At 55.6% G+C, this 16,443-nt stretch carries 8 protein-coding genes and 3 pseudogenes; 5 read left to right on the top strand and 6 right to left on the bottom strand.

The genetic code is table 11. From position 1 onward, the window contains the following. Positions 1–25: 25 nt before the first annotated feature. The 3 genes and pseudogenes from ACZ5A6_RS19085 to ACZ5A6_RS19075 form a co-directional block, all read left to right on the top strand. Positions 26–1,501, top strand: a pseudogene (locus ACZ5A6_RS19085) (BID domain-containing protein); the annotation flags it as partial. A gap of 1,467 nt (positions 1,502–2,968) precedes the next feature. After that, complete coding sequence (locus ACZ5A6_RS19080) at positions 2,969–6,688, top strand: SIR2 family protein (protein WP_464111280.1); 3,720 nt, start codon at positions 2,969–2,971, stop codon at positions 6,686–6,688. A 286-nt stretch (positions 6,689–6,974) separates the two neighbouring features. Then, a pseudogene (locus ACZ5A6_RS19075) lies at positions 6,975–7,184 on the top strand (tyrosine-type recombinase/integrase); the annotation flags it as partial. A gap of 19 nt (positions 7,185–7,203) precedes the next feature. Here the strand turns inward: ACZ5A6_RS19075 and ACZ5A6_RS19070 are convergent. From ACZ5A6_RS19070 to ACZ5A6_RS19060, 3 genes are read right to left on the bottom strand one after another with little or no spacing between them, the layout of a single operon-like run. Then, positions 7,204–8,625, bottom strand: a complete 1,422-nt coding sequence (locus ACZ5A6_RS19070; RefSeq protein WP_333704298.1) for a trypsin-like serine peptidase — start codon at positions 8,623–8,625, stop codon at positions 7,204–7,206. Between the two features lie 7 nt (positions 8,626–8,632). Next, the gene (locus tag ACZ5A6_RS19065; RefSeq protein WP_333704299.1) at positions 8,633–9,469 is read right to left on the bottom strand and encodes a M12 family metallopeptidase; all 837 of its coding nucleotides are present in this window, start codon (positions 9,467–9,469) and stop codon (positions 8,633–8,635) included. Further along, positions 9,470–10,189 (bottom strand): hypothetical protein, encoded by a 720-nt coding sequence (locus ACZ5A6_RS19060; RefSeq protein WP_464111279.1) that lies wholly within the window; start codon positions 10,187–10,189, stop codon positions 9,470–9,472. 555 nt (positions 10,190–10,744) lie between these two features. Here ACZ5A6_RS19060 and ACZ5A6_RS19055 point away from each other — a divergent pair. Beyond that, positions 10,745–11,314 (top strand): hypothetical protein, encoded by a 570-nt coding sequence (locus ACZ5A6_RS19055; protein WP_333704301.1) that lies wholly within the window; start codon positions 10,745–10,747, stop codon positions 11,312–11,314. 120 nt (positions 11,315–11,434) lie between these two features. Next, positions 11,435–12,298 carry a toll/interleukin-1 receptor domain-containing protein gene (locus ACZ5A6_RS19050; RefSeq protein WP_333704302.1) on the top strand — a complete coding sequence of 288 codons (864 nt, stop codon included), beginning with the start codon at positions 11,435–11,437 and terminating at the stop codon, positions 12,296–12,298. On the opposite strand, the gene ACZ5A6_RS19045 is transcribed toward ACZ5A6_RS19050, so the two are convergent. The 3 genes and pseudogenes from ACZ5A6_RS19045 to ACZ5A6_RS19035 all read right to left on the bottom strand — a co-directional run bounded on the left by ACZ5A6_RS19045 (position 12,244) and on the right by ACZ5A6_RS19035 (position 16,338). Then, a complete protein-coding gene (locus ACZ5A6_RS19045) occupies positions 12,244–12,720 on the bottom strand; it encodes a transposase (protein WP_416333320.1) in 477 nt (158 codons plus the stop codon). The genes ACZ5A6_RS19050 and ACZ5A6_RS19045 overlap by 55 nt on opposite strands. Before the next feature lie 88 nt (positions 12,721–12,808). Next, positions 12,809–13,261 (bottom strand): annotated as a pseudogene (locus tag ACZ5A6_RS19040) (ATP-dependent DNA ligase); the annotation flags it as partial. A gap of 125 nt (positions 13,262–13,386) precedes the next feature. Continuing rightward, positions 13,387–16,338 (bottom strand): TrlF family AAA-like ATPase, encoded by a 2,952-nt coding sequence (locus ACZ5A6_RS19035; protein ID WP_464111278.1) that lies wholly within the window; start codon positions 16,336–16,338, stop codon positions 13,387–13,389. Between the last annotated feature and the right edge of the window lie 105 nt (positions 16,339–16,443).

The following is a 16,443-nucleotide window of genomic DNA, read 5'->3' as shown; positions in this document are numbered from 1 at the left end:
CACCGAGAAAGGTCCGTGTCACTGGGTCGAACACGGTATTGCGCCCTACGGGCATAACCGACAGGCGCGAGAAAACTATTTTGTGACGCTGGAGAACGACAAGGGCGAACCGCGTACGGTGTGGGGCGTCGATCTCAAGCGGGCCATGCGAGATGCATCGCCAAAGATCGGGGACAGGATTTCCCTGCAGCATGAAGGCGCCACGCCTGTCACGCTTCCGGATGGCACCCAGGCCGAGCGTAATGCGTGGCGTGTCGTCAAGGGTGACGCGTTGGCGTACGAGCAGCTGACAAGCCGCCTGTCGCGTTCCGGCGCGAAGGAAACCACGCTGGATTACATCAGCGACTTTGCCGAGCGGCGCGGAATCGCCAGCGACCCATGGATCGTAGGCGACCAATGGATCGGGCAAGAGTTTGGTGTCAGAAGCGAGATTGAACTTGCTTCCGCCAAAGATGAGCGCCAAGAGGTCTTGTCCCGTGCGGCCCATCTGCAACGGGAGCAGCAGGACCGGCCATCAGAGCGTCAGCAGGTTTACGAGGAACGTGCCGGCGATCTGGCCGGTCCTGCTTACCGCGAAAATCCTAGCAATGAGTTCGCCCGGACAATCGATGACGGACGGCGCGACGAGCGGACAGAAGGCAATAAAGGGTATCGACGCATCCGGTGGTCTGACCTCATGTCACAAGACAGCGCCGTCCCTGCCCCCACAGAAGCTATCGGCCAGCAATTGCCGACGGAACCCGGCAAGCCCACTCCACTGGTGCCAGCGATCACGCGTCACGACCACAGCATCGAAGAGGTAGCCAGCGAGAGGGCGATGTCCGTCATCGAGCAGAGATTCGATACGGTGGAATCTCTCGTGCGGCACGTGTTCCGTGACCCGGTCGAGGTCGCGGCGAGACTGCGCACCGCGATGACCGAGAAGGAAGGCAACGGAAAAATCATGGCAAAGGCCATGGCCGAGCAGCCTGAGCGCTTCGGAGAGCTGCGCGGCAAGTCAGGTCTGTTCGGAAACAACACGGAGCGGAAAGAGGCACTACAATACGCCAGATCTCTCTCTGCCCATATCGGCTATGTCTCCGAGGCATGGCAGCGCCGGCTTGGCGAAGAACGTCAGAGCGAACAATGGCAGCGCGAAAAGCGTGATGTAATCGAGGTGCCCGGCCTCACGCCGCGCAGCGCCGAAATCAGTGCCAACGTGGAAAAGATGCCGGTCGAGAAGCGGAGCCAGTTTATAGCGGAGCTGCGCTCGTCAGCTGAGGGCCGTGCCGCGCTCGATGAGGCAAAGCTGGTCGCTAACGCGCTCACGCGGCGGTTTGGTAGTTCTGATCCCCGCAGGTTCGCCAAGGAACTCGAGGCACGCACGGAGCTCGCAAAGCAGGCCGAGCAGATCAAGACGATCGCCCGCATAGTGCATCGTACACGCCATGCCGAGCTTAGCCATGACCACGCGTTGAGACAGCAGCTTTCCCGGTCGCAGGGACTTGGATTGAGCCGATAGTATGCGCCGACGACAATATTGGCGCCTTTTAAGCGGTCCCCCTGGAAGGTGCGCCACGCCTCCAAATTTCCTAGGCGTCGCGATGGACTTGACCCGTCGCGACCAGAGCACTCCGTTCCGAGGTGTGTGGTAAGCGCTGTTTGTCGGGCAACTTGACCACGCACGTTTTGCCGTTTCGAACGACGTCCGCTGCCACGCCGATAGCAATAATGCGTCAATTGCAGCCATCAGTAAGCTTATTCGACGATCAGAAAAATTCGTCCGATTTTAATCCTGGACCTTAACACCGTCTTTATCTCAACGTGGTTCTCTACGCCGCGAAAAAGATCGAATTTTCGTTCGCTTTGGAAAGTGATTTTCGACCGACCTGATGTGAACGAACAGTCCTTTGGGCACTGAATGGTCAAATCAGCAGACTCGATTGCCCCCCGGCGTCGCCAGGCAACATCCACTTTGACGCCTGATCCAGAACCAGAAAGGATCTCGCACTTATTATCGACCCTGCAATGCTGTGATCGGCTTATCCATGCAGACTAAACTTGAGTTCTCACAACCAGCAAGCCTAGACCGTGAACAGATCAGGCGAGAGCGGGCAATGTGGAGGCAGAACACCTGTTACACACATGTCTCCCTTTTATGTCTCTGGATTGCAGAGGATCGGGAAGCAAGCAACAGGCATGAGTAACCTTCGCCGCAGCGGTGGATGCGAGGTCACAAAATCTCGTTACAATTGAAGTTACGGAAGCTAGAAAATGGTGCCGCCCACGTAAGGCATTTCCTGAAATCTAAGCCGTTGAATAATAACGTCTTCGACAGGTAGTTAGTGAGACACGATGTCCCACTTTTATGTGCCAGTTCTCAACTCCGCCGATGAACGCATGGCAAGAAGGCCAATTGCTAATTTGCTTTATCGGCTACTCTAGGGATGTACGAGACGGTGGCGCAGGACCTCCGACCATCGCTTAAAAGCCTTAAATACCGGGCTTTCAGGGATGGCTAGGGAGGCACAATGTCCCCCTTATATGCTGTTAACCATTGCACGACCTCGGCGAGAGAATCAACTTGGAGCATCGTGGACCTCGCTCAGATGCATTGACGCTTCCCGTTGAAATAGGCTTGCGCGCTATGTTCAGGTCACCCACTTCTCCCGAATGTACTTCGCAGTTGAGTCTACTTCTGGGAACATTGCTCTAGAATTGATGTTGATGGCGTCCAGTTGGTCCAACAAGGTTTCCTTCCTCGCAGCCGGGATCGCTAGGGGAGTCCGGAACCGGGCTCCGTTTGCGCAAGCGAATAGAGCCGCCCAGCACAGCCGGGCCGCGCAGTGTTCTAGCTACTGGTTTCGGCCGATTACAGTCTTCTCTACCGTGGGTAAACGCCAACTCATATTGCAATTGGCACGATCGTCGACGACAAATGTAACTTCCGCGGTCTCCGGGCCAGCAACATCGATAGGGAGCGGCGTGAGTGAGGTTCCATGACAACGGACCGGATATTCCGGACGAATTGCTTGTTGCCCGTGACGCAGGAAATGTCCTGTTTTTCTGTGGTGCTGGCGTTTCTCTCGCCAATGCAAAGCTCGCCGATTTTCTGACACTGGCCAAGAACGTCATTGATGATCTCGGGTCGCTAAGCGGTAGTCAGGCACGGCGTCTCTATGACGCCGCAAAGCCGGCTTCCGGGGCAAAGTCGTACGTACCCGTCGACCGGATGTTCAGCTCGCTCGACCTCGAATTCGAGCCTCGCGAGGTCCGGGATGCCGTCGCGCGCGCGCTTACACCAAAACCTGATGCCGATCTGCGCGCCCATCACACACTGATCGATCTCTCCCGGGGGGCAGACGGTCGCGCACGCTTGATCACAACGAACTTCGATCGCCTTTTCGAAGCGTGCGACCCCGCCCTGAAGAGCTGGGGACCATCGAATCTGCCGGTTCCAGATCGGCCAGCGGACTTCGAAGGAATCATTCATGTCCACGGCCGGGTCGATGATGACTATAGTGGGATTTCCGAAGCCGTCGTCCTGTCCAGCGCGGATTTCGGTAAGGCATACCTCTCGGATGGTTGGGCAACCCACTACATCCGCAGCCTGATGAACCGTTTCAAGATCGTTTTCGTCGGCTATTCCGCCGATGATCCGCCGGTGCAATATCTTCTCGAAGCGCTTCGCGAGGAGCAGTCCCCGGTCGCCAATGTCTATGCTTTCCAGTTTGGCGGCGAAGCGGACGCCGAGGAGCAATGGCTGCAAAAAGGGGTCGTTCCGATCGCTTACGGCAGCGATTACAGCAATCTCTGGGACAGTTTGGAGGCCTGGGCAAGCCGGGCGCGAGACCCCGGCGCTTGGAGCCGAGAGATAGTCGCGGGAGCGTTGGGCGGTCCTGGCGAAGTCTCGCCGGTCGTACGCGGCAAGATTGCTCATCTGGCATCGACTGCAGCAGGCATGAAAACCTTGCTGACGGGCGCTGCGACACTGCCGGCAACGTGGCTCTACGTGTTCGACCCCAATGTGCGATATCTGATACCTCTGCCCCTGAAACGTTTCGATACCGATGCGGGGGAGTTCGATGCCTTCGGCAACTTCGGGCTTGATCGCGACGAAGCACCCGCGTCGGTAGATCCGGACAATCCTCATCGGGACCGGGAAGTGCCAAAATCCGCCTGGAGCGCCTTGATGGCGCATCCAAGCGACATGACGGATATGTCGGCCGGCGAGGCGGGGAACTTCTATGGCCGCTCGGTGATGACGCCCCGCCTTTGGTCGCTTGCACGGTTTCTTATCAGCAAGATGACCGAAACGCCGGCCCTCTGGTGGGCAACCGGGTTACGCGAGGTTCATCCCAATCTCGCACGTGGGCTTGAACAACACTTGCGGTATCAATTGAAAGACGACGGTCGAAAGCTTCCCCTCTACTGGCGTTATCTGCTCGCACGCTGGGCAGAGCCTGAGCGCGACACCGATCAGAAAATCTTTTACATACAAGATCGCGTCAAACAGGAGGGATGGTCTGCAAGCCTTATCAGGGAAGCGGTCGCTGCGTCGCGACCGGTGATCTCCATCAACCGCACCTATGGTATGGCACCTCCGATGGCCGCCGACGCAGATCCCGGCGAGTTTCTATCTCTCGACGTGGACTATCCGAACCCTCACGAGGATATCGACTTCCGAGACGCGGATCTCCCATTCGTGGTTTCGCTCTGGCGCGACCTCCTCGTTGAAGCCGAGCAGATGGAAACGGAGATCGGAGCTTATATCAGCCTCGATACGACCCGACCCGACGATGGCCAGCAGCTTGGGGACGTTGCCCACGGGCTCATGATACCGTTGATCCGCTTCACCAATCTAATGCAACGGTTAGAGGCCTCGGACCAGAATGCTGCCGCCAGGGAGGTGAAAGCATGGGAAACCTATGATGGACTTGTGTTCGAGCGGCTTCGCATCTGGGCGGTCGGACGCGCTGGATTGACGTCGATTGAGGATGCCGAGCGCGTTTTCACGACGATGAGCGACAGAACATTCTGGGGTTTCGAACACGAGCGCGACCTGTTGTTCGCTATCAGGGATCGATGGCCAACCATATCTGCCGTCGCTCGTTCCTCGATCGAGACCCGGATCCTGCAAGCTCCCATCCCCCAATTTGCCGAATATGAAGAGCATGAAGCCCGTGAGTACACGGCTCATACCCGCCTCAATGTTTTGCAGTGGATGTCAAACAACGGGGTCGACTTCGGCTTCGACATTGACGCAGAAAAAATTCGCCTTCGGGCTCTCGTGCCAGACTGGCGTGAGGAAGCAGCCGAATATACTGCCCAACCAAGGATGGGCCAGGTGCGCTCCGTCAGGACGGATAACGACCCGACCAGCATCCTCGATGTACCTCCCAGCAGGCTCTTGCCGATCGAGACACAGGAACGGCCGGGGAGAGACTACACGGAACGTGACCCCTTCGCTGGCTATTCTGCCAAAAAGCCGGCCAGCGCAATCCTTGCGCTGCACAGCGCGATGCGTCGAAACGTGGATCTGACTTGGCGCCACTGGCATACTTTTCTAAGGGCGACGAGTGAAATGCCCACGTCGCAACGACAGGATGCAATCGTCGTCGCGCTCATCCGAACGCTGTCGCCCGACGATATCTCTCGCTGCTGGTACCCGTTGATTGAGTGGCTGTCGAAGCGCGGCAGCCGCTTCGAGGCACGCGGGAAAAACGAATTTGATGTGATCTGGGATAAGATCATCGAGGCTGCCACGCTTCACCCCTCCGCGTACAAACAGAAGCCGCGGCGAGACTGGTCGTTCGAAGCCCTGAATTCTGTTGCTGGCAGGCTGGTAAGTTCGCTCATGCAGATACCTCTGCCGGAAGGGCAAAACGAGGTTCCCGCAATCTGGACCGCCCGCCTGACCAAGGTACTCCATTTGTCTGACGACCACGCGCGGCACGCACTCTATCACGTGGCGCGCAGGACGAGCTGGTTCTACTTTCACCAGAAGGCCTGGATGGATGAGCACGTGTTGCCGAGCGCTTCCGATGATGGGCCGGACGGCGATGTTTTCTGGGCGGGGTTTTCAGGGATGCGCCATATCCCCGATCCGGAGCTTCTTGGACGGTTGAAGCCAGCTATGCTTGCAAGGGTCGGGTCGATCGGCAGGGCGGAACAGAACCTTGTGGGATATCTGCTGAGCGGTTGGGGAAGCAAAGAGCATGCTCAGATCGTCTCGGACGCTGAACTTCGCGACATGTTGATCCTCGGCGATGATGCGCTGCGGCTGGCAGTGCTGAACTTCCTCGGTGACTGGGCAACGCAAGCGCCCGACTGGCGTGATATGGTCCTGCCATTCATCAGCAAGATCTGGCCTAAACAGCGCACTGTACAGACGCCGGCAATGTCCGCCGCCCTATTTCGGTTCGCGTCTCGCTTCCCCGATCAACTTGCGGCGATCCTGACTTTGGTGAACCGTCGACTAGTCACGATCACAGGCGAGCGCAACCTGCGCCTCGCATGCGAAGTGGCAGAGCTGGATGAAGAAGCCACGCTTGCTTTGATTGCCGCGCTGGAGAAGCTGCTACCTGACGATCGGGCTGCGTGGCCATACCACTGCAAGACGATTGTCGATGCCCTGGCTGCCACGGGCCGTGGCCGTGGTCAAAGTCTTGACAGACTCATTCGCCGGGCGGCAGAGCAGGAGCATTGAGGGGCGGTAAAGCTTGTGTCGGGCCGCAACCGCTTCGCGAGCCCCGCATCCCTCGTATGAAGATGGTCGTTCCATTGAGACTGGATTGCCAGAAGCTCAGGCTTCTAAACAAGAACGCCGCAGACATTGCGCTACGCGTCGCCCAAACAAACCATATTAACGATGTAGTCGGCACCATTGCTTTGGTACGCCTCCAATCGAACGCTCGGTGCTCTCTCCGGAAGCACCAGGTTCTCGCAGATGTATACCGGAGACGGATACTTGGGCGCCGGAGAGCAGTTTGCCCGCAATGGCTGCAGGCATTCGCGGCGATCTCACCAAAATTGAACGCGCCTTCAAGTTCTCCGGCCATTCCCTTCGCGCGGGCCTGGCCTCGTCCGCTGAAGTCGACGAACGTTACGTGCAGAAGCAACTCGGTCATGCTTCAGCGGAGATGACCCGCAGATATCAGCGGCGGGGCGATCGCTTCCGTGTGAATCTGACCAGGCATCAGGGCTTTAGTACCGCTGGCTGGACTATGGCGCTACGAGAGTGCCCACATTGGCGGCGGCTGCTGAACCAGGTCCACATTCGGGAATTGTAGCGCTGCTTGCCTCGCCTGATTGGACAGCAATGAGCTCGGCACGCCCTGCACGCGAAACGAAAATTGGACTGCCCGACATGCTCTTCTCGGTTTGGCAGTTGTGGAAAACACCCCGGCCAGAAATACCATAGACGCGGCAACCCGCCTCGAGAGAGATGCTTGCTGCGCTGAAAGCACTGTAGCTTTCTGGATCCTTCGCCTTTGCCAGCGCGCTTAGAAATGGATTTGCACCGACGATATATAGCGGCGACCAAAGCTCGGGCGTCTTACCAATTTCGAACGGCGCCACCAAAAGGGTCCGGCCCTCAGCCAGCGGTATGAATGCGCTGTCGTCACTTGCGGCGTAATCGTAGCCGATGACATCCTCATCGATTTCGACTGGATACTCGGTACCATCAAATGCGGTGAAGACCATTTTCGCATTGTTGGCGGCATATTGGAGCCGGCCGTCGCCAGCCCCCCGTGTCACGTCTCCGACACAATGCGCCGCCGTCACGAGTCCGACAGACTGATCTGCTCTTTTTCCGATCGCTGCTGTACAATACACAGGCTCACCTGGCCTGCTGAGTCGACCGATGGAAGAACGGGCAATCGCCGTGAAGTCTGAGCCGAGCAGTGCACCCAGCGAGCTCGACGTCGCGTATTCCATCAGCGGATTGAGACATTGCTCTTTGTAATCATCGAAAAGCTTGAAGGCGCTTTTCTCCTGGTCCCGGCTGCGGGTGCCGGCGATGACTGCGAGATATTTCGCCGCCCCCATTACGTCGCGCTGATCTAGGACGAGTTCCGCCGCATTACTGCATTGTCTTGTCTCGTTACGCCTAACCGCAAGTTCATGCCACACATCGGCCGGCCGCGAGCTTGATGCACTACAGACCCTCCCCTCCCGGTGATCGTGGCGAGCACTCGCCTCGAGCACCTGCCGCTTGAGCCGAAATACGGGAGTGCCGTGGTTTGCGGCCGCTCGGGACGTGCGCTCGCTCAGGAGCCCGTCATATGTCGGCACAGGCGAAACAATGATCGGGTTCGCGGCGATCAACTCTAAGCTTCCCGCCCTCAGGCTTTCCGAAAGCGCATTTTCGACTGCCGATAAGCTCTCACTGCCGGCTACACGCTCCCACGCGAGGCTGTTACAGCGTGAGCATGCACAAGGGTCGAGAACACATAACGGCGCAACGCGCCAATTATGGTCGCTAGCTCTTAAAAACGCAATGTCACATGCTTTAGGGTCAATATCGCACAGATCGACAACCCGCTGCGGTTCGTTCACCGAGCGGCCCTGAGCTTGAACCACACCCGAAAGCCCAAACAGGAGTAGAATTGCCAGAAGTTTTGCAAGGAGCGCATCGAACATGGGCCACCTATTTTGGAAGATTTGTTCTCTTCTTCGGATACAGTTTCGCGATGGTGGTCTTGTCGAGATCGGAAAGCTGGGTGTTCCACCCCACCGCGTCGACGGGGTCCGTGACCAGTCGACGATCGATCGCATAATGCATGATTGAAGTCGGATCATAATTCGATCCGTTAACCTGACTTAGCTGGTATTTACGGAAGACCTGTGCCCTGACGTCGTCTTCGGTCCAACCCTGCTTGGCGTAGTGCGCGAACACTGCCTTCTCGTTCCAGCTGATACGCCCGCCCGGATGGCTATGTTCATGCACCAAGGAAAGCGCATGACCGAATTCATGCAGAGTGACCCTGCGGAATTCTTCTTCCGACGTCGATGCGGTGAACCAGCCGTAGTTCATCGAGGGCCGGCCCCGTTGAGCATAATAACGGCTGTCCGTGCCCAGGTAGCTCCATGAGCCTCCCTTTTCGAAGGAAACGAGTATGTCGGCATCCGAATTGCCGAAGCGGAAGCGTATTCCCATATGCGGTTCCCACCCGCGAGCGTAACCGATGACTTTGTCAATAAAGGCCGGCTCGTCGAGGAAGCTGACATTGAGAAGTCGACGCTTCGGATTCCACTTCTTGTTGTAAAGAGAGATCGCCTCCGATCTGGGCAGATTTTCCCGAATAGGATCGTTTTCTGGATTCTCGTCGATTGCAATCTTCAGTGACTCCTCGAAGTTGGGCATCACCAACTCTGTGCAGAGAAGTGTTTCGTCTTCCTGCGCCTGCGCACCACCGTCCGGTCCGCAACACAAGCAAACTGGCACGAACCCGGTAAACTTTAGAAAGCTACGTCTTCCGATCATCTAACGCCCTCCCCTCTCAGTGTTGAACCACCTTCCACCGCGCCCGGTTGTCTTACCGTCCCTGACAGTCACTGCCTCTATCGTCACGTTGATATGCTGAATATCGCTTCGCGAGATATCGACGGATGCGCCGACCTTCACGGGAACGATTTCGAAGGAAATTCCCGCATTCGCCGACCTCCTAACGATGAAATGGCTGTCGTAAACATACTTCTTCATCGAAGCATAAGGAGGCCCAGCCACAGCGCGGTTGATGTTGACGATGTTTTGGGAGAGCCAGGATGAGAAGCCCGCGTCTTGGAAGTGTCCGCGGACAGATTGGCAGGCTGACCCATCACCCCGTGATATGGCGATGTCGAATTCCGTCGTCGTGTTGTTCGTCAGCGTCGCCTCGCGGGCGGCTGAGAAACTCGGCGAAAAGGTTCCAGCTCCGCCCGAGATTGGAATTCCGGCAGAGGTCGAGCCTGTAATTGTGGAGCCATTCACGATGTTGACGTCGAGCTTCACCACGGCAATTGCCGAGCGGATCCCGCCCCGATCGAAAGTATCGAGTGCCACAGCATTCGACAATCCGCATTTCAGAGTGTCTATCACCGCTTGCGTTGGAACGACCGGCGTATTGCCTGTGTCCTCGCGAAACTGAGGCCCGCCACATCCGCCGGCAACCGCAAGCGAGACAAAGACGGCTGTTCTGTAAAATCTCCTAAGTATATCCGCCATAATAGCCCCCCAGCTCGACGGTTCACAACTGAAGAATGATACAGTCTAGGGTTTACGTCAACCGTACACTCCACCAGAACGGGTCCGACTTTCGCCGCATGTTGTGAACTGCCCCAAAAGCTCAGTTTTTTTGCTTCCCGCTGCCCCTGATCCGAAGGCTCATCTCCCAAAAAGTCGTTTGCGAAACCACCGTTTGTCTATTCTCTCATAGACTGGGATTTCGTCTTAATCGATAGTAAGGGTTAGATCGCCGTCTTGATCAATTTTCCATGTTGTGACCCGTCCTGCAGCAATGATTCTCTTGACTTCCGATAGACAGGCTTGGGGGGCGGTAAATGCTCTCACAGCCATGTCACGCCGCGTCTTCGTCGCCGGATACAACCGGATTGTGCGGCGGCATTTTCTTTGTGAACTTTAGGTGAGGCGGCCGCAGGGCGGCTCCGTGCCGAAGGCATAGAGCGCGGTCACTGAAGGCGATGGCCAGCATCATTTTCTGCTTGTCGGAGTTCAAATCAAAATATACGAATTCAACACAGGGTTGATTCGGAGAAATTCGTGGGGCAAGCAAGACAAAAGACGAAACTGCTAGAAGATTGGAAAACTAGCCTTTCCGACAAAGAGAAGATTGTTTTTGATTTAGCGTACCGATTACATAACAAGGTCATCGTCCCGCGCAACGCATTCGGAATGTGCTATCACTCGGTATTTTTCATGTACCTCTGTCTGAAGGAGACTCATGGAATTACAACGACTCCGGTCGTCGCCTACGTGAATGACGGGACCGACGAGATTTTCATCTCCCATGCTTGGCTCGAATTCAAGGATAAGCGGATAGACGTCAGTCTCGCCGTCACGGATGTGAGAGTGTGTCCGCCTGGACAACTCATCATTCTGAATCGCGTCATGAAGTCCGGACACGAATATGGATACTACCCCGAAATCCCGGAGGAGGGTCTGCGTGCGCACGAAATTCTTCGCCTGGGCGGAAGCCGAGAGCTTCTCGAACACAAGGAAAAAGAGCATGCGGAAATGTCAGCTCGTATTAACGATGACGAAGCCATCCGCGCATATCTCGACGCAGAGCCAAACGGCTTCGACTACAACAAAATTAGATCTATGATTTGAACTCAGCGCATCGCGGTTGGAGGAGCGCCCGTTGAACCAGAGTACAGTTCAGTCTGGCATGACTCACAGACGACGTCGTCATTTCCCTCCATTGCTTTCAGCGATATAGGAGTAGAAGCCATGCCCATCTTCATCAGTCACAGCCACCAGGACAAAGATTTCGTCGACAAGCTTGCAAAAATGCTTGTGCTGGCGAAGCATCATGTCTGGGTTGATCGCTGGGAGCTGAAACTGGGAGACTCTCTCACTTCGAGGATCCAAGAGTCGCTTACGACGTCGAGCGCCATCCTTGTCATTCTTTCTAAAAGCTCCGTTGCATCAGAGTGGTGCAAACGAGAATTGAATGCCGGGTTGATCAGAGAGCTGGCAGAAAAGAATACGATTGTTATGCCCGTCGCAATAGACGACTGCGAAATCCCGCTTTTTCTCAGAGATAAGCTGTACGCGAATTTCAACAAAGATCCGGATGAGGCATTCCATCTGATCGACAGTTCGTTGGCGCGAATTTCCAATCCGGCGATGTCGAGGTTTTTGCAGCCGGATTTCAAAACGGATTATGCTTTTGACTGGCGTGGCCGGCCAGCGAACGAGCTGCATGATGGATGGCTGCTACGCTGGACCTTCATTGATCATGCAGAGACGATGCAATTTTCAATTCTCAGCGAGTGCCGGATCTACGCTGAGGCTGAAGCAGAGGAAGCCTTTTACAAGGCTGTAAGGCAAGAGCGACAATATGAATTTGGTCGTGAGATTCTGGAAGCCATAGCAGCAAACCTCGATGAAAGACCGCTCGTTGAAAATATAGAGGATAGTCTCCCGAAATTCGTGGCCTTTGAAGCTCGAGCAAAGAGTCATCGCTTTGTGGTCCAATATAACTATCGCAGGCTCGGCATCGACGAAGGCATGGATACGATCGTTCACCTCGACAATCACATCAAGATGGCGCTGGAGCACATGAATTCGGTTTTGCAGACGGCGAGCTGAACGCTCTTGACACGATACACATCAGCATTGTCCTGCACCTCGCGCACGCCCTTGAACGAGGCATAGCGAAGCTTTGCGTCATGGGTCCAGCCCCGAAGGCGGATCGTGACGGGACCGATGACAATCTCGGGGCGCGTGGCAGCCTTCACCGTCCGCGGCTCCGGCGCTGGCGTCTCGATGACCATGGCCGCGAACTCTACCGCATCCTCCGGTGCTGGGAGAATCAGCTTGCCCTGCCGTGCCACCGTCCGCCAGGTGGAAAGGCTGTTGGCTCGCAATCCATAGCGCTGCGCAACTTCATTGACTGTCGTGCCGGGCCTCAAGCTCTCCGACACGATCTTTGCCTTGATCTCACCAGGCCAATGTCGGTGACCCTCACGTCCAGGCTTCCTGGTTGTGAGAAACTCCAACGTAGACTCCATGGAGAACCTCCCTGTCGCTCATTCATGGAATGTCGATCACAGATCAGGCAACAGCGGGCAATGTGGGGTCAGAACATCGGTTACTAAGTAGAAGGTCGAAGGCCATCAGGATCGCGTCGGACGACACAGCTTTTCCAGATCGACCGCCGAGTGACTTCTTCAGGAGGCTGAAGTCGGAGCGGCATCCGGCGTCCATAACGACGGCTTCGCCATCAATGATGGCGGTTGCGACGGGCAGCTTGAGCGCTGCGGCCGCGATTGTCGGAAAGCGATGCGTCCAGTCGTGACGGCCGCGAGTAAGCATGCGAACCTTGCCGGACTTGATGTTAACGGCGATACGATAGCCATCCCATTTCACTTCGAAGAGCCAATCATCGCCCTTGAGTGGAGTGGATTTGCGAAGCGCCAGGCAGGGTTCGATTCGGTCTGGCATGGGATCGAGGAGCAGGTTGGTCTGCGCTGGATCGGGCCGGCGCCGTGGGCGTGGGCGGAGCGGTTCGTCTTGCCTCAGAAGAGGCTTGGAACTCTCGTGCTTCTTCATGCGAAGCAGTGAAGCTTAGCGAGGTTACGAAGATGTTTCGAAGGGACTGCTACAGGAAGGCAGCCACCACAGTTCTCTCGCGCTCAGGACGCGCATCGTCTCGCCGGCTAGTTCTTTCACCAGGATTAGGATCTCACGCGCAAACGTAAGCGACGGGCTCTTTCGAGGAACGCCCTTTCCCCACCTTCAAGGATATCGCAAACTGATTGCCGTATCGATGCTTCATGGAGCCCACCGCAGGTGTACGTGATCGGGGGGAGCCCACCAGCGACGTGGGGACTAACCTTCGCGATGATAACTTGGTCTGCATCGGCATTAACAACGAGGTTGGCGTTGTGCGTCACGATGATAACTTGTCTTTTGCTCTTAGCAGCTTGAAAAAGCCCAACGAGCTCGTTGAATATCGACTGTGGATCGAGATTTTCTTCCGGTTGATCGATGATGAGGGGACGGTCGTCCGCGTCGTCTAGAGCGAGGTACAGAAGCAGTAGGATGATCCCGCGCGTTCCTGGAGACAATTTCGTGATATCGGTCCCATCATAGTCGATGCTGTAACGAAGACTGATATGCTCAGTGCTGTATAGCCACTGAGCAAAGTTTCGGGACCATGTACGATACCCCTGGTCACCTTTTGGAACTTTCGAGGCCGCTAGGAGCTCGTCCTGATATTTATCCTTGAACGAAGTCATTGCGGCGTGGATGTCTTCTATTGTGCCTCTCTCCCACGCTGCTGAAAAGTGAGGTATTGCCACCTTCTGTAGCGAACCCTGGCCAGCAAATGGAGGTTTTCTTCCATCAATCAGTTCCTCTCCACGCTTTGCCCATAGACCAATGTCAGCGATGCGGTTGACTGAGAAGGACAGCTTATGGACCGTTCCCCCTACAGTGGAGAGTTTATCCATCAGCGGCGCGTATAGGCTTTTGAGCACTTTCTCTTCGCCCAAAATCGCTTGAAACACCCGCAGATAGCCGTTCTCGCGCTCGGCAACGAGTTGTATCGCGCGGGCTTTCGCACCTTCACAATCAGAAAGCTTTTCCGTGAGGGACTGAAATGCTTGTGTCTCTTCCGTTGTCTTGCTCGAAAGCGCGTTGAGGCGATCGGCGGTTTCTTTATCTGCGGCAATGAGCTTTTCCAGCCGCTTTATCTCAGCTTCGAGACTAGCGAGTGTCGTTCGCTCTAGGTCGGCGTCGTCAGGGATGTATGCCGACCCTTCCATTAGCTCTGAAGGGATACTGCCCTTCATATCATTTATAATGACGTCGGCGGCCCGCTGCTGTCTAACGAGAAACTCATCCACATCGGACGAGTAGCTCAAAAGGAATTTCTCCCACTCCGTTTTGTCCAGCTGAGCCGGACCGTGGCGCTCTTTAAGACTTCTCAGCGCTTCAGGGGCTTGGTTGGTTCGTTGGTCCTCTACTTCATCAAAAATTGAAACGAGAAAAGCTTTGCGATTTGCAAAAGCTCTAATCTTCGAGCGCACATTTTCCGCAGCCGAAATTAAAGCAGCAAGACGCACCGCCTCCTTGTTCGAACCTTTCGGAATCAACCGAGCTCGGTCGGCGGTATAGCGCGCGATCAGCTTGGATTTCTCCATTACCTGGGTCTTTAAGCTCCCCACAAGCTTGTCTTTTTCCCTCTCGATTCCGATGCGTTCCGAAATGGTCGCTAGTGCGACCTCTTCTCGGGCACGGGAGTCCCGATATCGTGATGCCTTGCGATCAAGGAGATCGCTGAACGTAACAGCGCCATCGCGATCCCTACTTGGATGGGCATTGAAAATGACTCGTTCTATTTCATGGAGCAGCGCGTCTGTCATTCCGGTCGAAGAACAGAGATCATCGACGAATTGCTGCGAAAGATATCTGACGCGTGCGTCGCCGTCCCAAATTTCTGAAGACGGTTGATCAAGAAACCGGACTTCTGGCTGACCTCCGGTCTCCCAATTTACCTCCACGTAAGCCCCGTGGAGATAGCCATCCTCGTTGGCGCGACTGATGAACGATTTGCTATTAGTGGTCTTTGGGAATGCATCACATCCAACCGCGATGATGTCCGCCAAGGCGGTTTTACCTGATCCACGTGCGCCGATAATTGCAACAAGGCCTGGATTCAGATCGATCTCCGGCGTTAGTGCCCAATCTGCGCCTTTAATCTCCACTTTCGAAATTACTTGGGAGGGGCTTGCGCCAATGGTTGGTGAGTGTCCGACATATGCTCGTCGCGGCTCGATACAAGCCTGCTTCAGTGCATCGAAAGACGCATCTCCCTTGATCCAACAGAAACGGTTTTGGTCAGGCTTGCCCATCCGAGAAATATCATGAGCGTCGGATCCCCATAATGTTGGTTTAAGGGCTCCATAGTGTTTGCTGATGAAGTCCGCGTCGCAGCCGTCCTTCAGCCCTAGCCAGAAGTCACGATCTTTCGGGCTGCCGGAAAAAATTATGTCAGCAAACCTTTCGATACCCCTTCGTAGCGTCGCATCGGATCCGTCCCGGAGGCCGCTTGCTCCGTCGGCACCTCCCGCGACAGCAACTAGAATATTTTCTTTCGCCCAAGTATGGTTCAAGGCGTTGCGGAGGTCTTCCAGCGACACCTTATATTGCTCGGCGCCATATTGAAGTGCAGCACGGTCGTCTATGAGCAGCGGGTTTAAGTGCCTACCCAGCCGAATTAGTTGGGGCACCGTACATCCATAGCCTTGCTCATCAACGGTGAATGTCAGTCTTCCAAGAATATCGTTCACTTTCTCAACGTGATCCGCGTCCGATGGATCGATGAGAAGATGCACGTTGACGAAATTGTTTCGCGTTGTGCCGATCGCAAGGCGCATCTCGATATTCGGAAAAATGAGATTGCAATTGGGAAGTCGTCCAGCGTCTTTCGCTGCGCGCACCTTCTCGTAGGTTGCCATACTATAGTAATCGGTCACACCAATTGCTGTCAGAGAAGGCGCGATGCTCTCCAGCTCATCCAGATATCTCGGCCATGGTGCTGCGCCAAACTGATCGTTCAACAAGGTACCCGGCGCATGGATGTGTGGCTCCCACCGTAACCATTCTGCGCCTCGACTAGACATGCTCGATCATCCTCCACGACATCGATCCAATGCGGATAAAACCAACTTCAGATTAATTTCTCAAGATAAAGTTGTAGTCGCGGGTCTTTTAACTTACTTGATTTT

The sequence above is a fragment of the Agrobacterium sp. 6Ca8 genome, from assembly GCF_055382765.1.
This window is presented reverse-complemented; position numbering and strand designations above follow the sequence as displayed.